This window comes from Parasphingopyxis algicola (assembly GCF_013378075.1).
Taxonomy (GTDB): domain Bacteria; phylum Pseudomonadota; class Alphaproteobacteria; order Sphingomonadales; family Sphingomonadaceae; genus Parasphingopyxis; species Parasphingopyxis algicola.
This window is the reverse complement of sequence record NZ_CP051131.1, coordinates 2,473,140-2,493,682: the sequence shown is the minus strand read 5'-3', so window position 1 is coordinate 2,493,682 and position 20,543 is coordinate 2,473,140. Positions and strand designations below refer to the sequence as shown.

Annotated in this window: 27 protein-coding genes; 12 read left to right on the top strand and 15 right to left on the bottom strand. The window is 63.1% G+C overall.

What is annotated here, in order from left to right:
- The first annotated feature begins 36 nt into the window (after positions 1-36).
- Positions 37-2,037: a phosphomethylpyrimidine synthase ThiC gene (gene thiC, locus HFP57_RS12385; RefSeq protein WP_176870050.1), complete on the top strand. Its 2,001-nt coding sequence runs from the start codon at positions 37-39 to the stop codon at positions 2,035-2,037.
- A 27-nt stretch (positions 2,038-2,064) separates the two neighbouring features.
- Here the strand turns inward: thiC and HFP57_RS12380 are convergent, their stop codons facing one another.
- The 3 genes from HFP57_RS12380 to HFP57_RS12370 form a co-directional block, all read right to left on the bottom strand.
- Positions 2,065-3,249: a DUF3644 domain-containing protein gene (locus tag HFP57_RS12380; RefSeq protein ID WP_176870049.1), complete on the bottom strand. Its 1,185-nt coding sequence runs from the start codon at positions 3,247-3,249 to the stop codon at positions 2,065-2,067.
- Between the two features lie 41 nt (positions 3,250-3,290).
- A complete protein-coding gene (locus tag HFP57_RS12375; RefSeq protein ID WP_218135018.1) occupies positions 3,291-3,782 on the bottom strand; it encodes a hypothetical protein in 492 nt (163 codons plus the stop codon).
- Positions 3,783-3,850: 68 nt separating this feature from the next.
- Positions 3,851-4,201, bottom strand: coding sequence for a DUF2726 domain-containing protein (locus tag HFP57_RS12370; protein WP_246263155.1), 351 nt, complete (start codon positions 4,199-4,201; stop codon positions 3,851-3,853).
- A gap of 35 nt (positions 4,202-4,236) precedes the next feature.
- Between HFP57_RS12370 and HFP57_RS12365 the strand changes: the two genes are divergently transcribed.
- Entirely contained in the window at positions 4,237-4,482 is a 246-nt protein-coding gene (locus tag HFP57_RS12365; protein WP_176870048.1) for a DUF4160 domain-containing protein, read from the top strand.
- Positions 4,454-4,714, top strand: coding sequence for a DUF2442 domain-containing protein (locus tag HFP57_RS12360; RefSeq protein ID WP_176870047.1), 261 nt, complete (start codon positions 4,454-4,456; stop codon positions 4,712-4,714). The genes HFP57_RS12365 and HFP57_RS12360 overlap by 29 nt, the downstream gene beginning before the upstream one ends.
- A gap of 20 nt (positions 4,715-4,734) precedes the next feature.
- Here the strand turns inward: HFP57_RS12360 and HFP57_RS12355 are convergent, their stop codons facing one another.
- From HFP57_RS12355 to HFP57_RS12325, 7 genes are all read right to left on the bottom strand, one after another.
- Positions 4,735-5,373 carry a DUF2726 domain-containing protein gene (locus tag HFP57_RS12355; protein WP_176870046.1) on the bottom strand — a complete coding sequence of 213 codons (639 nt, stop codon included), beginning with the start codon at positions 5,371-5,373 and terminating at the stop codon, positions 4,735-4,737.
- A 269-nt stretch (positions 5,374-5,642) separates the two neighbouring features.
- Positions 5,643-6,077, bottom strand: a complete 435-nt coding sequence (locus tag HFP57_RS12350) for a GFA family protein (protein ID WP_176870045.1) — start codon at positions 6,075-6,077, stop codon at positions 5,643-5,645.
- Between the two features lie 94 nt (positions 6,078-6,171).
- Positions 6,172-6,588 (bottom strand): globin, encoded by a 417-nt coding sequence (locus HFP57_RS12345; RefSeq protein ID WP_176870044.1) that lies wholly within the window; start codon positions 6,586-6,588, stop codon positions 6,172-6,174.
- Positions 6,589-6,592: 4 nt separating this feature from the next.
- A complete protein-coding gene (locus HFP57_RS12340; RefSeq protein WP_176870043.1) occupies positions 6,593-7,027 on the bottom strand; it encodes a GFA family protein in 435 nt (144 codons plus the stop codon).
- A 117-nt stretch (positions 7,028-7,144) separates the two neighbouring features.
- Positions 7,145-8,107 (bottom strand): patatin-like phospholipase family protein, encoded by a 963-nt coding sequence (locus tag HFP57_RS12335; protein WP_176870042.1) that lies wholly within the window; start codon positions 8,105-8,107, stop codon positions 7,145-7,147.
- A 71-nt stretch (positions 8,108-8,178) separates the two neighbouring features.
- Positions 8,179-9,672 (bottom strand): S41 family peptidase, encoded by a 1,494-nt coding sequence (locus HFP57_RS12330; protein ID WP_246263154.1) that lies wholly within the window; start codon positions 9,670-9,672, stop codon positions 8,179-8,181.
- A 76-nt stretch (positions 9,673-9,748) separates the two neighbouring features.
- On the bottom strand, positions 9,749-9,970 hold the full coding sequence (locus HFP57_RS12325; RefSeq protein ID WP_176870041.1) for a hypervirulence associated TUDOR domain-containing protein: 222 nt from the start codon (positions 9,968-9,970) through the stop codon (positions 9,749-9,751).
- Between the two features lie 128 nt (positions 9,971-10,098).
- Between HFP57_RS12325 and HFP57_RS12320 the strand changes: the two genes are divergently transcribed.
- Positions 10,099-11,397: an O-acetylhomoserine aminocarboxypropyltransferase/cysteine synthase family protein gene (locus tag HFP57_RS12320; RefSeq protein ID WP_176870040.1), complete on the top strand. Its 1,299-nt coding sequence runs from the start codon at positions 10,099-10,101 to the stop codon at positions 11,395-11,397.
- A 61-nt stretch (positions 11,398-11,458) separates the two neighbouring features.
- On the opposite strand, the gene HFP57_RS12315 is transcribed toward HFP57_RS12320, so the two are convergent.
- Positions 11,459-11,911: a ferritin-like domain-containing protein gene (locus HFP57_RS12315; protein ID WP_176870039.1), complete on the bottom strand. Its 453-nt coding sequence runs from the start codon at positions 11,909-11,911 to the stop codon at positions 11,459-11,461.
- Between the two features lie 182 nt (positions 11,912-12,093).
- On the opposite strand from HFP57_RS12315, the gene HFP57_RS12310 reads away from it, so the two are divergent.
- Positions 12,094-12,576 carry a DUF2505 domain-containing protein gene (locus HFP57_RS12310; protein WP_176870038.1) on the top strand — a complete coding sequence of 161 codons (483 nt, stop codon included), beginning with the start codon at positions 12,094-12,096 and terminating at the stop codon, positions 12,574-12,576.
- A gap of 6 nt (positions 12,577-12,582) precedes the next feature.
- Here the strand turns inward: HFP57_RS12310 and HFP57_RS12305 are convergent, their stop codons facing one another.
- Positions 12,583-13,167 carry a lysophospholipid acyltransferase family protein gene (locus tag HFP57_RS12305; protein WP_246263153.1) on the bottom strand — a complete coding sequence of 195 codons (585 nt, stop codon included), beginning with the start codon at positions 13,165-13,167 and terminating at the stop codon, positions 12,583-12,585.
- 138 nt (positions 13,168-13,305) lie between these two features.
- On the opposite strand from HFP57_RS12305, the gene HFP57_RS12300 reads away from it, so the two are divergent.
- The 4 genes from HFP57_RS12300 (at position 13,306) to HFP57_RS12285 (ending at position 16,529) form a co-directional block, all read left to right on the top strand.
- Positions 13,306-13,767: a hypothetical protein gene (locus tag HFP57_RS12300; RefSeq protein ID WP_176870037.1), complete on the top strand. Its 462-nt coding sequence runs from the start codon at positions 13,306-13,308 to the stop codon at positions 13,765-13,767.
- Positions 13,768-13,784: 17 nt separating this feature from the next.
- A complete protein-coding gene (locus HFP57_RS12295; protein WP_176870036.1) occupies positions 13,785-14,177 on the top strand; it encodes an EthD domain-containing protein in 393 nt (130 codons plus the stop codon).
- Positions 14,170-14,757 carry a DUF427 domain-containing protein gene (locus HFP57_RS12290; RefSeq protein ID WP_176870035.1) on the top strand — a complete coding sequence of 196 codons (588 nt, stop codon included), beginning with the start codon at positions 14,170-14,172 and terminating at the stop codon, positions 14,755-14,757. Before HFP57_RS12295 ends, HFP57_RS12290 begins: the two co-directional genes overlap by 8 nt.
- 437 nt (positions 14,758-15,194) lie before the next feature.
- On the top strand, positions 15,195-16,529 hold the full coding sequence (locus tag HFP57_RS12285) for a flavin-containing monooxygenase (protein ID WP_246263152.1): 1,335 nt from the start codon (positions 15,195-15,197) through the stop codon (positions 16,527-16,529).
- 3 nt (positions 16,530-16,532) lie between these two features.
- On the opposite strand, the gene HFP57_RS12280 is transcribed toward HFP57_RS12285, so the two are convergent.
- Entirely contained in the window at positions 16,533-17,108 is a 576-nt protein-coding gene (locus HFP57_RS12280) for a hypothetical protein (protein WP_176870034.1), read from the bottom strand.
- A gap of 683 nt (positions 17,109-17,791) precedes the next feature.
- Here HFP57_RS12280 and HFP57_RS12275 point away from each other — a divergent pair.
- A complete protein-coding gene (locus HFP57_RS12275) occupies positions 17,792-18,142 on the top strand; it encodes an endonuclease domain-containing protein (protein ID WP_176870033.1) in 351 nt (116 codons plus the stop codon).
- 227 nt (positions 18,143-18,369) lie between these two features.
- Positions 18,370-18,726, top strand: a complete 357-nt coding sequence (locus HFP57_RS12270) for an endonuclease domain-containing protein (protein ID WP_176870032.1) — start codon at positions 18,370-18,372, stop codon at positions 18,724-18,726.
- A 43-nt stretch (positions 18,727-18,769) separates the two neighbouring features.
- Here the strand turns inward: HFP57_RS12270 and ung are convergent, their stop codons facing one another.
- Positions 18,770-19,468 (bottom strand): uracil-DNA glycosylase, encoded by a 699-nt coding sequence (gene ung / locus HFP57_RS12265; protein ID WP_176870031.1) that lies wholly within the window; start codon positions 19,466-19,468, stop codon positions 18,770-18,772.
- 241 nt (positions 19,469-19,709) lie between these two features.
- On the opposite strand from ung, the gene HFP57_RS12260 reads away from it, so the two are divergent.
- On the top strand, positions 19,710-20,120 hold the full coding sequence (locus HFP57_RS12260) for a GFA family protein (RefSeq protein ID WP_176870030.1): 411 nt from the start codon (positions 19,710-19,712) through the stop codon (positions 20,118-20,120).
- Here the strand turns inward: HFP57_RS12260 and HFP57_RS12255 are convergent.
- Entirely contained in the window at positions 20,117-20,533 is a 417-nt protein-coding gene (locus HFP57_RS12255) for a hypothetical protein (protein WP_176870029.1), read from the bottom strand. The genes HFP57_RS12260 and HFP57_RS12255 overlap by 4 nt on opposite strands.
- Positions 20,534-20,543 lie beyond the last annotated feature (10 nt).

Sequence of the window (20,543 nt, the reverse complement as noted above, 5' to 3'; positions counted from 1 at the left end):
CCGGCCTCGCTCCGAAACCAGTATAGGAGCGCATCCATGGCAGACACTTTTATCCTGAGCGACGCCGAAGGGCCGGCCCGCACCGAAATCGGCGTCACGACCGGCCCGATCCGCGGCTCGAAGAAAATCCACGTCGCCGCCCAGACGGGTTCCGGCGTGCGCGTCGCGATGCGCGAGATCCATCTCGAAGAGGGCGAGGACCCGGTCCGCGTCTATGACACCTCCGGCCCCTATACCGACCCCGAAGCGCATATCGATATCATGGCGGGGCTCCCCGCGATGCGGCGCGACTGGATCGTCGGGCGCGGCGATGTCGAGAGTTATGATGCGCGCGAGACCAGGCCCGAAGACAATGGCCAGCTCGGCCCGGACCGCTCGGGCGGCGTCGACCCCTTCCCCAATGTCGTCAAACGCCCGCTGCGCGCCAAAGCCGGGCAGAATGTCACCCAGATGCATTATGCCCGCAAAGGCATCATCACCCCCGAAATGGAATATGTCGCCGAGCGCGAGAATCTCGGCCGCGCGTTCGTCGCCGAACAGGCCCGCACCAAGCTCGGCGAGGGCGAGAGCTTCGGCGCCTCCCTCCCCGAATACGTCACCCCCGAATTCGTCCGCGACGAGGTCGCCCGGGGCCGCGCGATCATCCCCAACAATATCAACCATCCCGAGAGCGAACCGATGGCGATCGGGCGCAATTTTCTGGTGAAAGTGAACGCCAATATCGGCAACTCCGCCGTCGCCTCCGACGTGGCGAGCGAGGTCGACAAGATGGTCTGGGCGATCCGCTGGGGTGCCGACACGGTCATGGACCTCTCGACCGGCCGCAATATCCACGACACCCGCGAGTGGATTATCCGCAACAGCCCGGTGCCCATCGGCACCGTTCCGATCTACCAGGCGCTCGAAAAGGTCGGCGGCGTCGCCGAGGACCTGACCTGGGAGATTTTCGCCGACACCCTGATCGAGCAGGCCGAGCAGGGCGTCGATTATTTCACCATCCATGCCGGCGTTCGCCTCCCCTATGTCCCCATGGCCGCCAAACGCATGACGGGCATCGTCAGCCGCGGCGGATCGATCATGGCGAAATGGTGCCTCAGCCATCACAAGGAGAGCTTCCTCTACGAGAAATTCCCCGAAATCTGCGAGATCATGAAGGCGTACGACATCGCCTTCAGCCTCGGCGACGGCCTGCGGCCCGGCTCGATCTACGACGCCAACGACGAAGCCCAGTTCGCCGAACTCTATACGCTGGGCGAGCTGACCAAGGTCGCCTGGGAGCAGGACGTGCAGGTGATGATCGAGGGCCCCGGCCATGTGCCGATGCACAAGATCAAGGAAAATATGGAAAAGCAGCTCGAAGCCTGCGGCGAAGCGCCCTTCTACACGCTCGGGCCCCTCACCACCGACATCGCCCCCGGCTACGACCATATCACGAGCGGCATCGGCGCCGCCCAGATCGGCTGGTACGGCACCGCGATGCTCTGCTACGTGACGCCGAAAGAACATCTCGGCCTGCCCGACCGCGACGATGTGAAAGTCGGCGTAGTAACCTACAAACTCGCCGCCCACGCCGCAGACTTGGCGAAGGGCCACCCCGCCGCGCAGGTGAGAGACGACGCGCTGAGCAAGGCGCGCTTCGAGTTCAGATGGCGCGACCAATTCAACCTGTCGCTGGACCCCGACACGGCGGAAGATTTCCACGACCAGACGCTCCCGGCGGAGGGCGCCAAGACCGCGCATTTCTGCTCGATGTGCGGGCCGAAATTCTGTTCGATGCAGATCAGCCAGGAGGTCAGGGAGTTCGCGGCGAAGCAGAATCAGGGGGCTGACAGCTTTCTTGCTGCCGACACCACCAACACCGCTCACCCTGAGCCTGTCGAAGGGTCGTCCTTTTCTTCATCCGACGAAAAAGTGAAGGGCAGGGCTTCGACAGGCTCAGCCCAAGCGGATTTGGATGAGGCCGGCGCCGAAGCCGGAATGGCGGAGATGAGCGAGAAGTTTAAGGAAGAGGGTGGGAAGCTTTACGTGAAGGCGTGAGACAGTAAACTCGCCGAATCGGACAACCTATTGTTTCGGTTTGTAGGCCTTGAGTTTGTTGAATTCGTCTTGATCACCTGCAATTTGGATCAGAAGGTCAACCCACGCCTGCGAATAGGTGTAGTCGCCATGCGCCGTATGGAAGGTGCAAAATTCCTTTTTGGTCGATTTTGGTTTGTCGGATTTGTGCGGAGGTCGTACACCGGTTTTTTTCCAAGCTAAAGTGTGGTGGTGGCCATTGAAGTCTGACCCGGTCGCCTCTCTAACAAGGTCAATAACGGCCCTCGGCTTGTAAGGCCACAGTTCGTCCGCCGGAACCTTTTCCATGACAACGTTATGGGTATTGGCCGATTGCGGATTCGTTGTAGTGAAGACGAAATTGGCACCGCCTTTCGGCGACTTTTGCAGCGAATACGATACTTTGAACTGATACCCCGCGCCTTCTTTTCCTGTAAGGCCCAACTCACCGCTGATCTTCTCATCGATCGCTTGGATCGCAGGGTTTATATCGTATTTCTGCAAAACCTCGATTTGCTCGATCGCGAGTTTTGAGAACTGCAAAGAGTACGTCAGCTGGTCACCCAGCGATAACTGTTCTCCAAAAAGTTCACAGATGGCGACTTCGAAGTTCAGGCAGTTAGATTGAAAAAGCGTATAAAAAGAACGGCCTAAAGAGCCGAGGACCTTGTGCTCAACTTCATCACGCAGTATTTTCATGGCACCCAGATTCTTGATTACATCGGGCTTTAACGGGCAATCGTCCCGCGCGATCATTTGACTCAACAGCAGAGAGTGGCCCTGCTCGTCCTCGATCTGAACGCCTTTTCGGACATAAAATTCGTGGAGCAAATACGTCCAAGCAATGTTCGCTAGAACGGCAAATACTTCGACCTTAAAATTCAAAAGCGGGTTGTTGAAAAGTTGCACTGCAAGAAGCATAGCCTCGCGCGACCGCACAAGTCGCTCATCAGTGAATGGCGATAGACCCGTTCGGAGATCGGTCAGAGATTTCTCAAATCGAAACTTTGCAACTTCGTCTTCAGAAGCAGGCTCTATGTCCCAATCGGCAATCCCACTTAGCCTGCCAAAATTCACTGTCGGGGTTCGGCCGATATTTATCAGCACGTGGATGTCCTGATTCCGCTCGTCGGAATCACTTAGAGCTTTGACAATGCGCTTTTCTTCATCGGTAAGAGATGGTCCTTTCGGCATTCCTATCCCTTCAACATGTGCGCTGCTTGCGTCGTGTTCTTTCAGTTAGTCGCCGTTAAAAGCCTGCACGCTACTTCTTGTGAACCCCAGCGCGTGGCAAACGTCTCAGAAACCTCAAACCAGCTACCATTATTGCCAACGCCGTGGTTGGCTCCCATGCAAGAGCACTGACATTCATGCCCAGTCGCGTTCATACAAGCTGGAGCGCAAATCTCCTGCTCCCGATAGGGTTGAATGACATAAACGCGTCCGTAGCATTCGAGCGCACGGTCGACAAAATCATTAAACCAAGCTTTTGGAATTTCCCAGTATCTCTCGCTGGGCTTCCAATCTGGCTTTGTCCGCCGTTCATTTCTTAGCCAAGAATAGTTAGACTTAGCATACGGTAATCTTAGCCGCAGGCGTTGGCCTTTTAGGCCACGTCGCAAAATGACAGGTATGTTTTCCTGATTCCAGACGGCCTTTAATCTTGAATATTCGGTGCCCACTTCAAAGCAAGTATCATAAACGTTGGAAGGGGTCACTGGTGCCATCATCCAAATTCCTTGCAACGTAGGAGCGTCGATGATCCGCTCAGCGCATGACGCGCCCCGCTCCATTTCTACGCCCCACTCCTCACCCGACCCGCCAGTTTCCGCACCATCTCCCGCACCTCGGCCGGCGTGTCGCCCTTCACAACCTCGACATAGCCGATCCCGGCGCGGCGCAGGGCTTCCTTCTTCACCGCGTCGCGCGCGGCGGCGCTCTTGCCCGTGTGGTGGCCCGCGCCCTGGAATTCGACGGCGTGGAGCGGGCGGCAGTCGGCGTCGACGATCAGCAGGTCGACGCGCTTCGAATTGATCGCGAAATAGGCGTCGTCGTCCGGGCTCGACAGGATCTCGCCCAGCGACACCTGCCCCATCGCGCGCCAGCCTAAGTGCTCGTCATTTGGAAAATCGGCCTTCGTTCCCAAGCGACTTTACCGAGCGAATGTGGCATGGCTCGCCCATGCCCACCGTGCTCCGCCAGTCCGGCTATCGCCTCTATTTCTACAGCCACGAGCCCAACGAGCCGCCGCATGTGCATGCCGACAAGGGCGGGGCGAGCGCGAAGGTGTGGCTGGACGATCCGGCGATCGCCCGCAATTTCGGCTTCAACGCCAGGGAGCTGGCCGCGCTGTTCGATATCGTTCGCGACAATCGCGAAAGCCTGCTAAAAGCATGGCATGGCTATTTCGGCTCTCAAGACGGATGAGCGCATCCATGACGTGCGCTTCGACGAAGACCGGCTGATCGTCGATCTCAAGGACGGGCGCACGATCGCGGTGCCGCTCGCCTGGTATCCGCGGTTGTTCGATGCCTCGCCCGATCAGCGCGCGCACTGGGAGATTGCGGGCGGCGGCTATGGCATCCATTGGCCCGATATCGACGAAGACCTGTCCGCCGAAGGATTGCTGCGGGGAGCGCCGGCGCCGAAGGCCGCCTGACCGCCTCACCTTCCACCCAATCACCCCGCCCCGCTCGCCACCCGCCCCACAAGCTTCCGCACCATCTCGCGCACCTCGGCGGGCGTGTCGCCCTTGACGACTTCGACATAGCCGATCCCGGCGCGGCGCAGGGCTTCCTTCTTCACCGCGTCGCGCGCGGCGGCGGTTTTGCCCGTGTGATGGCCCGCGCCCTGGAACTCGACGGCGTGGAGCGGCTGGCAGTCGGCGTCTACGATCAAGAGGTCGACGCGCTTCGAGTTGATCGCGAAATAGGCGTCCTTGTCCGTACTCGACAGGATCTCGCCCAGGCTGACCTGCCCCATCGCGCGCCAGCCCGGGTTTTCCGCCGCGAGCGCCGCGTCGATCACGCCGAGCAGCCGCCGCTCGGGCTTGTTGAGGAGCGGCCGGGCGCGGAAGCTGGCCTGCATCACGGTGCGCAGCTGGTCGGCGGCGAGATCGGTCGCGCCCTTCGCCCCGCCCGCACCAGAAGCGCCGGATCGTTTTTTGGCGGAATTGCGCCCCTTCCAATAGGCGCGGCGTTCGGCGCGTTTCAGGCTTTCGACGAACCGCTCGACCGCGATGCCGAGCACCGCGCCGGCGCCGAGGACGATCGCCAGCAGCCAGGGCTTGTCGATCAGGGCGGCGATCTCCGGCGGCATGATGCGGGAATCATGCCATTTTTTCCTTTCCAAAGGGTCAATGGGCGGCATGCGGCGCGGGACGCCCGGGCGGGCGTCCGTCTCCCGATCGCCGCGTGCCCGCGGCACAAGCTGGCGCAAGTTGGCTCGAAGTTGCGCCGTTCGGGACGGGGTCGGCCCGAAACGCCCGTTTTCCGGCGATTTTCGCGCTCAGCCCCCCCTATGCCCGCAACCTTCGCCACTTTCCGCGCCGCATCCGCCGCGCCGGACCGGCGAAGCGGCATCGCCTGCTACTCGAATTCGAAACCCGCCGCCTTCGCCTCCGCGATAATCTCGGGCCCGGTCTTTTTCGGCGTGTCCTGCGCGAAATCGTACCAGTCCGGTTTTTCGTCGATGAAGATCTGTTCGTCCAGGGTCAGCGCGCCCGTGTCGTCGAACAGCCCGGCGGTGAGCGAATAATTGTTCGCGGGCGTGAAGCGATAGAAGAGGTTGGTGCCGCATCGCTTGCAGAAGCCGCGCTCGGCCCAGGCGGACGAGGCGTAGCGCGCGATATGCTCTTCGCCGGTGAAGGCGACATTCTCGCCGCATTGTACGCCGGCAAAGGCGATCCCGCCCCAGCGGCGGCACATGGCGCAATGACAGGCCCCAATATGCGGCCGCGCGGGCGTCGCGGTCACCGTCACCGCACCGCACAGGCAGCGGCCTTCCAGCGTCTCTTCGCTCATCGTTTCGGTCCTCGTCCGGAGTTTGCGGCGGCGAACCTGACAGGCCCGGGCATCCCTTGCAAGCGGGCCGGAGGGACCAGGGCGGCGGACGCGGCTATGCGGCGGCGATCATCGCCTTCAGCCGCTCGGCCTGCCGCCGCCAGGCGCGTTCGCCCTCGGCACCCGGGCCCTCACCCGCGGCCTCGGCCAGCGCATCGACCGTCATGTCCACCCAGGCCGTCCATTGCGCGTCCGGAATCGCGCCATAGTTGCGGTGGAGGTCGACGAAATTGACGATCGTCGTCTCGACCCACCAGGCGTTTTCGGCGAGCCCGAGCATCGCCTCGAGCGTTTCGTTGACCATCCGCCCGGCCGCGGCCTCGAGATTGGGGAAGAGCGCGCGGGCCTCGGGAAAGGCGGCGAAGAAGCACTCGAACACGATCGGCACGATATCGACGCCCCGCTCGCCGGCCGCCTCGAGGACGCGCATCATCGCGGCCGTGTCGTCGCGGATGGCCGCATCGGCCGTCATCCGGTCAGTCCTGCCCCTGCATCATCGCGAACAGCTCCGCCCCGGTCAGTTTCTGGGCGTCTCCGGCAAAGCTATAGAAATCCGGCTTCTCGTCGATAAAGACTTCGAGCTTGAGCGCCATCTCGTCCTCCGGCTCGAACAGCCCGACCGACACGATATGGTGATCGGCCTCTTTTAGCCGGTAGAAGAGGTTCGTGCCGCATTTCCTGCAGAAGGCGCGCTCGGCCCAGTCGGAGGACTGGTAGCGGGTGATATTCTCCTCACCCTCGATGCGGACATCCTGGCCGCAATCGACATCCATGAACGGCCCGCTCCCCCAGCGGCGGCACATCGCGCAATGACAGCTGCCGACACCGTGCCCGGCCGTCTTGGCGGTGATCGTCACCGCGCCGCACAGGCAGCGGCCCTGCCGTTCGATCTTCGCTTGGGTGTCTCCCATGACGACTGTCCCCCGATCCGTATCGTTACTGATACGGATATCACGCGCCGCATTGCTGCGCGTCAACTGACAATGTCGTTCCCTGCATCCGCCCGCCGCGCATTGCTCGAAAGCGCATCACCCGATCAGCGGTTCAAGCGCTTTCCATTCGCGCTCCACCGCCGCACGGCCGGCGGCAATGGCTTCGCGGATCTTGGCCGGATCGAATTCGAGCGTGCCGGAAAACTCTCGGGCGGGCTCGATCACGCGGATCGGGGCGAAGCAATAATCGGCGATCTGCATGTCGAGCGGACGGAGGATCGCCGCCGCCTCCTCGCCGCCGATGCCCTGCGCCTCCAGTTCCTTGAACTGCGCCTCGCGGGCGGCGATCAGATCGTTAATAAGCGTCGCGATCGCGGTGTCGTTGATCGAGACTTCGGACTGGAGGATGTCGACCGCGCGCAGCCCGATGCGGATCAGGTCCGGAAAGATGCGCGGCTCTCCAACGCCGGGCTTGGGCGAGGCGCGGACGACGATCACGCCGCGCGGCTTCTGCGCCAGCGCGGCCGAGAGCGGCGTCACGTCGCGCACCCCGCCATCGACCCATTGCTCCTTCGTGCCGTCGGCCGCCTGGGTGACCAGCGGCTCGAAAAAGACGGGCATCGCCGAACTCGCATAGACCCAGTTGGCGATGCCCGGCACCGTCTCGTCGATCGTGCGGAACTGGCCGGTGCCGAGATTGACGACGCCGAGCAGCATATTGATGCCGCTCGCGCGCAGTTTCTTCTCATCGGCGAAATCTTCGATCAGCCGGCGCAGGGGCTTGGCGTTGTAGAGCGAGTCCGCGCCGAAAACCCCGCCGACCACGCCGAGGAACTTCCTGCGATAGATATCGCGATTGCCGCGGATGCCGAGCCATTGATCGACCATGCCGGGCACATCGTCCTGGGCGGTGCCGAGCGCCTGGATCGCGCCGGTCGACACGCCGACGACGATATCGGGACGCACGCCGCGATGGACGATCAGCTCCTCGAGCACGCCGACCTGGAACGCGCCCTTGGCGCCGCCGCCCGACAGCACAAGAGCAAGACCGCCGGACATGGGCGCAGGATATCATGACCCGGCCGAGTCGGCCCAAACCCGTCCGGCGCGTTCCCGCCCCGCTTCGCCCCTCAAAAAATCCCCGGCGAACTGATCTGTGCCGGATTGGGACGGGCGGGCATCAGCATCGTGCGGCGCCGCAGCTGGAGCGGTTCGGCCTGGCCGGCCTCGACGTCCGTCGCGCTGCTCGTCGCGGCGATCGGCTGACAGCTGCGCCCGGCGAGGAAATCGAGCGCGCGGGCGATGCTGTTCTCGCGCGGATCGCCGAGCGGGAAGCCGACATCGTCGCCCGCCGCGCAGCTCGCTTCGACGCTGCCCGCGAGCCCGTCGAAATAATCGGCATTGCCGGCCGAATTTTCCGTGGCGAAAGCGACGATGCGGAGCCGGTCGTCGCACTGGGCGCGATCCTCGGCGATCTGGCCGACCGGCTTGCCGAACGTATCGCTGCCGACCAGCGCGAGGTTCGGCCCGAGGAACGGGATGAAGGCGTTGATGACGAGCTCGCTCGCCGAGGCCGTCGACCCGGTGCCGATAAAGGCGATCCGCGTCGGCGCGACCGATTCCGCCTTGGGCGCGATCCGCTTGACCGAGTTGAACGCCGATTTGCTCGCGCGGTAGGTGAGCTGCGCGAAGACGTCGTTCATCCGGTTCTGCGCGAGGAGATCGCCCATCAGCTCGGCCGTGCTGACCAGCCCGCCGCCATTGTAACGGAAATCGATGATGAACTCGGTAATGCCGCGCGCCTTGAAATCGTTGAACGCGGCGGTGAGCGCCGGATCGGCCGTCTCGATAAAGGTGCGCAGGTTCAGATAGCCGATCTCGCGATTGCCGTCCTTGATCACCTGGGCGCCATAGCGCGGCGACACGGGATCGAGATCGAAATCGGCCTTGGTCACAGACAACGTGCGCGTACCGTTGGCGCTGTCCTTGACGCGCAGGGTCCGCTGCACGCCCGCCGATGACGGCCCCAGCGCATCGGTCAGCGCCGCCGAACCGCCCGCGGAAACGATCTCGCTGACGGTGCGCAGGTCGGCGCTGCTCGTGCCGATGGCGAGAATCTCGGTGCCGCGGTCTATGCCCGCGGCCAGCGCCGGCGCGCCTTCGAACGCCTCGGACACGAACAGGCGCCGGGCCGCGCTGTCGTATGAGAGCCGGATACCGAAGCCCGCATTGGCGCCCTGCTCGAAAAAGGCATTCTCCTCGGCGATCGAAGTCAGGAAGGTGAAGAAGCGGTCGCGGCCCTGGGACCGCGCGGTGGCGGTGAGACTGTCGATATAGGCGCTGACCGTCGCGAAGCCGGCCGGGCTGCGGTTGCCGGGCAGCGTCTCGGGGAACAGATACCATTCGTCGATCTGCGCTTCGGCCCATTGCTGACGCGCGGTGACCGAGCAGGGGCTGCTCGCGGGAGGCGGCGGGGGCGGCGCACTGGCGCTGGGCGGCGGCGCCGCGGAACTCGCCCCGCTTCCGCCGCTTCCGCCGCCGCAGGCCGCAAGCAACGCGAGCGCGCTCAGCGCAGCGCCGATCTTTCCCGGTTTCCTGATCGCCCCGTCTCCCCGCCTGTGCACCGAACGCTGAATCGACGCTTATTCGCAACAAGTTGAACGGAAGCTGAGCGGGGCGCAAGCCGGAATACGGCCCGCCCTAATCGGCGGCGCGGATTTCCGAACCCAGTTTCAGCACGCGGTCGCCATCCTCCTGCCTGATCAGATAAGCGGGATTGTCCTCGGAACCGTTGCGGGTCACCTCGGTGCCGTCGATGGTACGCGTCACCTCGCGCTCGAACCGTTCAGCGATCTGGCCCTTGGCCGTACCCTGTCCCCAGTCCCATTCGACATATTGATCGGCCTGAAAGCTGTTCGCCATTGCGGATATCTCCTGTCGTGTCGTTTCAGCCAGTCAACGCGCGCGACCGACCGGAAGTTGCGTGATTTTGACGGGTGTTTCCCCGGCCCGGCTGCGCTAGGACCGGCGCGACGCAAGAGGAGATGACGATGGCCGACAAGACGCTCCACCCCGAAACGCTCGCGCTGCACGCCGGTTGGCGCGCGGATCCCGGCACCGGTTCGGTCGCACCGCCCATCTTCCAGACGACGAGCTACCAGTTCGACAGCACCGATCATGCCGCCAATCTCTTTGCGCTTTCGGAGCTCGGCAATATCTACACGCGCATCGGCAATCCGACGACGGCGATTCTCGAGGAGCGGATGGCCGCGATCGAGGGAGGGGCGGCGGCGCTCGCCGTTGCCTCGGGCCAGGCGGCCTCGGCCTATGCGGTGCAGAATCTCGCGCGGTCGGGCGACAATATCGTCAGCGGCACCGATCTCTATGGCGGCACGTATAATCTCTTTGCCAACACGCTGAAGGACCTGGGCATCGAGACGCGCTTCGTCGATCCCGCCGATCCGCAGGCCTTTGTCGATGCGAGCGACGACAAGACCCGCGCCTGGTATGTCGAAACGCTGCCCAACCCCAAGCTGGTCGTTGCGCCCATGGCCGATATTGCCGCGGCGGGGCGGCCGATGGGCATCCCGCTGATCGTCGACAATACGGCCGCGCCGCTGATCGCCCGGCCCTTCGATCATGGCGCGGCGATCATCGTCTATTCGACGACCAAATATATCGGCGGCCACGGCACCTCGATCGGCGGGCTGATCGTCGACGGCGGCAATTTCGACTGGGCCGAGCACGCCGAACGCCAGCCGCTCCTGAACACGCCGGACGCCAGCTATCATGGCGCGGTGTGGACCGAAGCCGCCGCGCCGCTCGGCCCGATCGCCTACATCCTGCGCGCGCGCACCGTATTGCTGCGCGATCTCGGCGCGGCGATGAGCCCGATGAACGCCTTCCAGTTCCTCCAGGGGCTCGAGACGCTCGCGCTGCGCATGCCCCGACATTGCGAAAACGCTCAGAAAGTGGCCGACTGGCTGGGCGGACGCGACGGCGTCACCCGCGTTATCCATCCTTCGCTATTGGAAGGCGAGCAGAAGGCGCGCGCCGAGGCGGTGCTGATCGGCGGGCTGGGCGGACTGCTCGGCTTCGAGCTCGAAGGCGGGATGGAGGCCGGAAAGGCGTTCATCGACGCGCTCGAGCTGCTCTACCATGTCGCCAATATCGGCGACGCGCGCAGCCTCGCCATCCACCCGGCCTCGACGACGCACAGCCAGCTCGCCGCCGAAGAGCAGATGGCGACCGGCGTGTCGCCCGGCTATGTCCGCCTCTCGATCGGCCTCGAACATATCGACGACATCATCGCCGATATCGACCAGGCGCTGACCGCGGCCGGGGTGTAGAGCGCACAAAAAAGGCCGGTATGAGAGACCGGCCCTTTTCGCGTATCGAGACTAGGGCGAGCTAGTCGGCCCGGTCCATGATGCTCTGGATGGCGCTCATCTGGTCATGGCCCTGCTGGACCGAGGTAAAGCATTGCTGGACCACGGCGCGCGATTGCGGTTCGAGATCGTCGTCGCGCAGCGCATCTTCGAACTTCGCCTTGATATGGTCTTCGCCGCGTTCGACTTCCTTGACGATCGCCTCGTCATCGGTGCCGGTAACGGCATCGCGCAGACCGAGAAAGGCGCGGTGGGCGGCGGCGAGGATCGTGCCGTCATCTTCGGGCTCGGCGCCTTTGCGACGGACCTCCGCCTTGAGCTGGTCGGCTACCTGAAGCCGCTCGGCCGCTCGCTCGCGGAACAGCTGTGCGAAGCGCTCGCTCGTCGCATCGTCGGCGGCCTTGGTATAGCCGTCGACGCTGTCGAGCGTCGTCGCGATCAGATTGTTGAGCGTGGTGACGTTTTCGTTGAACATGATGATACTCCTCACATTTGGTTTCGGGGCGGCTAGTATCGGATCAACGCGCCAATCCCGAAATCGATCCGAAAAATCTTTATGTTTCAAATGCGTTACGGCGTTGGATGCACTTTCGACCGAACCGGCGACGATGGGGGATAACGGTTGGCGGCGCGCATGAGAGGGCGTAGGAGCGGCGCATGAAAAGCAGCAGCCACAGCCATGATTTCGCCCGGAGCGTCGATGCCGTCTATGCCGCCTTTACCCGGCCGGACCTTGTCCGCGCGAAGCTCGAGGCACTTGGCTCCCGCGATATCGAGATCGATGTCACCGAGGAGGACGGCGCGACCGTCGTCACGATCCATCGCACGGTGCCGGTCAATGTTTCGGGTCCGCTCCAGGCGGCGGTCGGCGACAGTCAGAAGGTGCGCCAGATCGAGCGTTGGCGCGGCGCGCCCGGCGGGCCCTATACCGCCGAAGTCGATGTCGAACCGGTCGGCATGCCGGCGGCGATGCGCGGCGAAACGGTGCTGAGCGCGAACGGCACGGGATGCCATTGCGACGCGACGATGGAAGCGCACTGCGCGATCCCGCTGATGGGCGGCAAGATCGAGAAACTGATGATCTCCGACTCCGATGCGAAGATCGAAGCCGAGTTCGCCTGGATCGCCGAGCACGGCTAGGCGGGATCAGGCGCTTCCGCGCTTGCCGAGCATGTCCGCATAGAAAGCGAAGGCCGGGGCCATGTCCGCCGCATAATCGCCGGTGGGCATGATGACCGGGCCGATCCCGGCGCGCCTCCGCTCATAGTCCATGAAGCCGCAGACGATCGGCACGCCCGCGCCATGGGCGATCCGGTAGAAGCCCGTGCGCCAGCCCGCGACCTTCTGCCGCGTCCCTTCGGGCGCGACGGTCAGCACGAACTCGTCGCGCCGGGCGAACTCGTCGACCATCTGCTGGACCATGTCGCGATTGGCGGAGCGCTCGACCGGCACGCCGCCGACCTGCCGCATGAAGCGCCCGATCGGCCATTTGAACAGCGTGTCCTTCGCCATGAAATGGGTGCGCAGGCCGAGCTCGTCGGTCAGCCCGACATAGTTGGGGAAATCCCAGTTGCTGGTGTGCGGTACGGCGATGATGACGAAGCGGCGCGTATCGGGCGGCGTGCCGATAGCGGTGAAACCGTGGCGGCGGTAGATGAAGATCAGGATGCGGTGCGCGAACCGGGCGAGCAGGCCCATCGGCGGCGCGTCGGAACGGGAAGGCGAGTCCATCGCCCTCCGCTGTGCACGAAAGCGAAGCGGATAGCCAATGGCTTCGCGTCTCGCTCGTGTAACCGGGGCCGCAGACATGACCGGGCGTTTCTGCTATCCTCCTGCGCGTCGTTGAAGCCGATCCGGGGGGAGATGCCGATGCGCCTGATACCGATCCTGATCGCCATCGCCTGCGCGGTCGTGCCGCTCGCCGCCGCGGCGGGGCAGGAAGTCACCGATCCCGATATGGAAGTCGATTCGATCGCGCTCGCGCCGGGCGAGGGCGTCGTCTTCGGCTTCGGTGAGGGCTATTCGCACCAGCTGCTGCTCGTCCGGCATCGCGGCGAGGAGGCGCTGGCGACGCCGCTCGCGCCCGGCGAAGTCCGCGCCGTGCTCTACACCGATGCCGGCGAAACCTGGCTCGAGATGGAAAACGGCACCGGCGAGATCCTCTATTTCGACGCGCTGGCCGACCGCAACGGCAATGGCGGCTATGGCAGCGTCCCCTCGAGCGCGGTGCCGGTCGGCGAGCGGATCATCGCCGGGCGCTGGGCCTTTGAAATCGCCAGCCTCGTGATCGGCGAATTCTCCTACGGGCCCCATGGCGACCACGCGCACTAGCCGCTAGGCTCGCACCCATGCTCAAGCTCACCTATTGCCTCGTCCGCCGCGCGGAGCTGTCGCGCGAAGATTTCCAGTCCTATTGGCGCGAGACCCATGCGCCGCTCGTCCGCGCCGCGGCAGACGCGCTCGGCATCCGCCGCTATGTCCAGTCGCACACCGTGGCGACCGCGATCGACGCGGTCGTGCGCGAGGGGCGCGGGCTGGACCGGACCGATTATGACGGCGTCGCCGAGCTCTGGTATGACAGCGAAGACGCGCTGATCGCCGCGACGCAGACCGAAGCGGGGCGCAGACATGGCGCGATCCTCGCCGAGGACGAGGCGCGCTTTATCGATTTCGCGCGATCGTGTCTTTTCTTCGCGCAGGAGAATATCGTGATCGGCGAGGCGGCGCCGGCCGATGGATAACCTCCCGCCGCTGCCCGACAAACAGGCGCTGCTGCGCCGCGCGATCCCGCACCGCGCGGGCTGGGACAACGGCCGGCGCCCCGGAGCGATCGAACCCGCCGGCCCCGGCGAGGAATCGGTCTGGGACTATCCGCGCCCGCCCACCGTCCGCGAGACCGTGGGCGAGATCGAGATACTTTGCGCCGACGGCGTGCTGGCGAACAGCAGCCGCGCGCTCAATATGGTCGAAACCGCGGGCGCGCCCGTCCACTATCTCCCACCCGAAGATGTCCGCACCGACTGGCTCGTCCCGACCGATCATATCACTATCTGCGAATGGAAGGGCGCGGCCGTGCATTTCGATCTGATCGGCCCGGGCGAAACCGTCCGCCATGCGGCTTTCGCCTATCCCGATCCGTTCGACGATCTCGATCGCGGCTTTTCGCGGATCGCAGGCTGGTTCGGCTTCTACCCGGCAAAACTCGCCTGTTACCTGAACGGCGAACGCGTCCGCCCGCAACCCGGCGGCCTCTATGCGGGCTGGGTGACGGACAGCATCAAGGGCCCCATCAAGGGCGCGCCGGGGACCGAGGGGTGGTGAGCGCCGTCATTGCGAGGAGGCCCGAACTTGCTTCGGGGCGACGCGGCAATCCAGGGCGTTTCGTGCTCGGCTCTGGATTGCCGCGTCGCCTTGCGGCTCCTCGCAATGACACTTTCTGTCGAAAGGGGCATCCGCTTTCGTATTCCGAGGGACGGTGAATACCGGCGGGTTCCACGCAAAATCCGTTAGTCCTGGTGTGCGGTTCGCCGAGCCCTCCAGGCTCGGTTGAAAACTGCCGGGAGCAGTTTTCACCTGCTCACTGTTGAAGGGCTGACCTTTTGTGTTCGTCAGACTTTCGCTACGCTCAAGCGCCGCACCGGCCCGCACCCCCACCCCGCCTCCCAATACGTTTACCCTGTGGGAGGCGGGGTGGGGGTGCGGGCCGGTGCGGCGAACTTCCGATCGGAAGTTTCTGACAAGGAAAGTGCAACCCGCCCATGCCCGACACCGAAATGCCCAGCCCCTCCATCTGCATCATCGGCGCGGGCTGTTCGGGCTTTACCATGGCCAAGCGGCTGAAGGATCATGGCCTTACCTACGATCAGTTCGAGGCGTCGGACGATATCGGCGGCAACTGGTATTACAAGAATCCCAACGGCATGTCGGCCTGTTACCAGAGCCTCCATATCGACACCTCGAAATACCGGCTCGCGTTCGAAGATTATCCGGTGCCGAAGGACTGGCCCGATTTCCCGCACCATGCGCAGATGCTTCAGTACTTCCACGACTATGTCGACCATTTCGGGCTGCGCGACGCGATCACTTTCGACACACGCGTCGAAACGGCCGAGCGGCAAGCCGACGGGACATGGCGCATCACCCTCTCGACCGGCGAGAGCCGCGATTACGACGCGCTGATCGTCGCCAACGGGCATCACTGGGACCCGCGCACGCCCGACTATCCGGGCGAATTCCACGGCCACCAGATGCATAGCCACAGTTATGGCGATCCGTTCGAGCCCTACGATTTCCGGGGCAAGTGCGTGATGGTGGTCGGCGGCGGCAATTCGGCGATGGATATTGCGTCCGAGCTGTCGCAAAAGCCGATCGCGGAGAAGCTCTTCATATCCATGCGACGCGGCGTCTGGGTATTGAGCAAATATGCCAACGGCCAGCCGGCGGACAAGGCGGTGCTACCCGCATGGATGCCCGCGAAAATCGGCCGCAAGATCGCCCAGCGGCTCATCAAGAAGCGCATCGGGAAGATGGAGGATTACGGCCTCCCCAAGCCCGACCATGAACCGCTCGAAGGCCATCCGACCGTCTCGGAGGAATTTCTCGCGCGCGTCGGCTGCGGCGATGTGATCCCCAAGGGCGCGATTCAGAAGCTGGACGGCGACGGCGTGATCTTCGCCGACGGAACCCGCGAACAGCTCGACGCAATCATCTGGGCCACCGGCTACAAGATCAGCTTTCCGTTCTTCACCGACCCCGAACTCCAGCCCCAGGGCAACGCCTATCCGCTCTACAAGCGCATGGTGAAGCCGGGCTTCGAAAACCTGTTCTTCCTCGGGCTGGCGCAGCCGCTGCCGACACTCGTGAATTTGGCGGAGCAGCAGAGCAAGCTGGTCGCAGCGGCGCTCACCGGCGACTACGCCCTCCCGGACGCAGCGGAGATGGAACGCGTGATCGTCGAGGACGAGAAAATCCATCTGTCCCATTTCTACGCGTCCAAGCGCCACACGATCCAGGTCGATTTCGGGACCTATTGTCGGGATTTGGCGAAAGAGATCGGGCGGGGTGAGAAGAGAACCCAACCCGCAAGCTCCTAATGCCTATGGTGCCTCTGCTTCTGCTTCACGATTCGAAGACAAAAACTTCAAAGCAGCAACGACGATCGCAATCAGAAGCGAAATTTGCGCCATCAAGACGAGAAAAATCAAGGCAGGCACTGTGGAGCCATTTTCCTGCTCGATTTTTTCTCTCACCTCCTGGCCGACGATGGGGTTCACGAGCGCTTCTGGGTAAGAACCAAAATCGGCTTCATAGGACTGAAGGTCGTCACTCGGTGATAAGGGAAGGATTACGCGTTGCTCTTCACCAAACGCGACAAAATCAACTATCATGCGGCCAGATACTTGGTAATAACTTATTGCAAGAATGATCCCTAGTATCAGGGACACGGTACAGACAATAAGCGTTGTTCTGTCCCCAATGCGCTCGACGGATCGTCGCAATATCATAATCGTGAACACTGCTACAACGCCGACGGCAAGAGATAGTGCTTTCGTAAGCTGTGCAGCGGACGGTGGAATTTCGACGATGTCGAGCAGCATTGCTACTCCAGGTGCCATGGCGGCGAGCGCAGCTGCGGCAGTAATGGCTGAGGCTGTTCTTTCGATATTGCTCATGTCAACAGTCAATATTAATGGATAAGGCTTGAGAGGGAATAGTTCTCACCTCGTTATTCCAATGGTGATTGCCGTCACATCGAGGGACGAAAATGTACTGCGCACCAGTCCGGTAGGGGACAGTGTCGCCCACCCGGTATGGGCCAAATCTGGTCGAAGCTTCCACTGAACTTTGTCTTTCAGCCTCAGTTTCACCCCTCGAATTGTATATTTGCGTGGATACGTAATAGAATTGCTGCGCATTTGAAGAAGTGACGGTTACACCCCGAAAGTCTAAACTAGAACAAGCGGAAATTAGAGTAGAAAGAACTACAGCCAGGCTAGCGATTATAAAGCGTCGCATTGCATCCCCTTTTTTTGCTCGCTAGCTACTCTAACAGAAGAATCTGCCTCCACAAGCACATCAACTCTCCCCCGCGACAAAGCCCAATCGATCGGCTCGCGCCCCACGACGTCCGAAAACGCATTCGTCTTCGATAAACGACGCGTCTAAGCCCTCCCCCTTGGTGGGGGAGGGTTGGGTGGGGGTGGTCTCTCCAGATATGATATCACCAGCCGATGACTCACCTCCTCCGCTGCGATCAGGCGGCCCTTCGACGCGCTCAGGACCGCCAAGTCTCGCGCCGCCCCCATCAAGGGAGAGGGTTTGAGGCCGCAGCGTCCGCCGCTACAAACGCATTATAGTGAAACGGCGTCCCCCTCCCGGTTCGACGCGGCGCGGCGCGCACGGCGAGCCGACGGATGTCGAGAAGGCGTTATGGCACCTGCTCGGAGAGACATTTGCCGCGGCGCGCTTTCGGCGACAGGTGCCGATCCGGCAGTATATCTGCGACTTTGCGAGCCATCGGCACAGGATCGTCATCGAGGCGGATGGCGGGCAGCATGGCGGCGAAGATGACAAACAGAGGGACGCCGTGATTCAGGCGGACGGATATCGTGTGATCCGCTTCTGGAATACCGATATCCTGACCAATTCCGAAGGTGTAGCTGAGCGGATAGCGGAGTGCTTGGCTGAGAGATCACCCCACCCCTAACCCCTCCCCATCGAGGGGAGGGGAATGGCGCTCGAAATTGATCTATCCCGCCTCCGGCAGCACCCAATCGATCTGCTCGCGCGCCACACTCTCCAGAAACGCATTCGCCTTCGAGAAATGCCGGCAGCCGAAGAACCCGTTATGCGCCGATGGTGGGCCACAAAAGCCCTCCCCCTTGATGGGGGAGGGTTGGGTGGGGGTGATCTCTCGGCTAGGCCTGACATTCGATGAAACGACATCCTCCTCCCGGATCGACGCAGCGCGCGCGGCGCCTCCGCAGTGAACCGACCGATGCCGAGAAGAAGTTGTGGCGTCTGCTCTGCGAGAAATTTCCCGAAGCGCGGTTCCGGCGGCAGGTGCCGATCCGGAACTTCATCTGCGACTTTGCGAGTCATCGATACAAGGTCACCATCGAGGCCGATGGCGGGCAGCATGGTGGGGAGGATGACAAGCAGCGTGATGCCGTGATCGAGGCGGACGGGTATCAGGTGTTACGATTCTGGAATACCGATATTCTACGAAATCCGGAAGGCGTGGCTGAGCGGATAGCGGAGTGCTTGGTGGAGAGATCACCCCACCCCTAACCCCTCCCCATCGAGGGGAGGGGAATGGTGCGCGAAATCAGTCTCACCCCTCCACCGGCAAAGCCCAATCGATCGGCTCCCGGCCCACGCTCTCCAGAAACGCATTCGCCTTCGAGAAATGCCGGCACCCGAAAAAGCCGTTATGCGCCGATAGCGGGGAGGGGTGCGGGGCCTTCAGCACGCAATGCCGCCCGCCCTGTTCGACATTCTGGACGAACGCCGCTTTCTTCTGCGCGTAGCTGCCCCAGAGGAGGAAAACGACGGGCTCTTCCTTATCCGCCACCAGCCGGACGATTGCATCGGTGAACTGTTCCCAGCCGCGCCCGCGGTGGCTGGCGGCCATGCCCGATTCCACCGTCAGCACGCTGTTGAGGAGCAGCACGCCCTGCTCCGCCCAATGCTCGAGATGGCCGTGATTGGCGGGCGGGATGCCGAGATCGCTCTCCATTTCCTTGTAGATATTGACGAGGCTCGGCGGCGGGCGGACGCCGGGGCGGACGGAGAAGCACAGGCCATGCGCCTGGCCCGGGCCGTGATAGGGATCCTGGCCGAGGATTACGACGCGGACCTTCGATAACGGCGTCGCGTCGAGCGCGTGGAACCAGAGCGACCCGGCCGGAAAGATGCGCTTGCCGTTGTCCCGTTCGCCGACGAGGAAGCCGCGCAGGTCCTGCATATATTGGGCCGCGAATTCGCCCCGAAGCGGGTCTTTCCAGCTGTCATGGAGTTTGATTTCAGCCATGCGTGCAGTGTCTATGGATCGGAAGACGCGAAGGGAAGCATCATTACGCCGTCCGATTTGCCTGTCCTACAGGCGCGCGCCTGTGCCATAATCGACCGATGCCCGCACTGGCCCCTTTTTCTCTCGATCCTGCGGCGATGAGGCGGGGGGCGAATGACCCGGTTCGGTGTCAAGCAAATGGGAACTTAAGGCGCCGGGCAAACCCGGCCGATGAAAATCCGGGCATGGAAGGAGATGGACGATGACGATGAGCGGGCAATGCCTGTGCGGGCAATACAGATACAGCATCGCGGCCGAGCCGATGATGACCGCGGTCTGCCACTGCAAGAGCTGCCAGCGGCAATCGGGCAGCGCCTTCTCCACCAATATCGGCGTGCCCGAGGCGGCGATCGAGAGCGACGGCGAATTGAAGGTGTTCGACGAAACGGCGGAGAGCGGCAATATCGTCCATCGCCATTTCTGCGGGGCGTGCGGATCGCCGCTCTATTCGACGCTCTCGGCGATGCCGGGGCTCGCCTTTCTCAAGGCCGGAACGCTCGACGATACCGCGGCGGTCGCGCCGCAGACCCATGTCTGGTGCAAGAGCGCGCAGAACTGGGTGGAGATCGACGAAAATCTGCCGCGTTTCGACGCCAATCCGCCGGCGGGCTAGGCGGCGGCGGCCCGCAGCAGCCGCTCGGCCTCGGGCAGGAAGGTACCGGTCTTCCAGGCGAGATGGTCGGACTGCATCTCGGAGATGCGGTGGACGGAGAGATGATAGGCGTCGGGATCGGTGTCGATCTGGGTCGCGGGCCAGCTGGCCTGATGCTCGGCGACGGCGCCGCGCGCTTCGTTCACCATGTCGCGATAGCGGCGGAGCAGGGGTTGCGCATCGGCCCGGCTTTCGAGCGGCTGGCAGATCTGCGCCTCGATCAGCGCGGCGACCCTGGCGTTCTTTTCGGAATAGTCGCGGCGCAGGCGGATCAGCTCGCGCGCCTTGTCGGCCGGCTCCAGCGTATCGAGCCGATCGAAGGCCTCGGCCATGGCCAGTATCTCGTCAAACAAGGCCCGGATATCCGCGAACATGTTCTCCCAC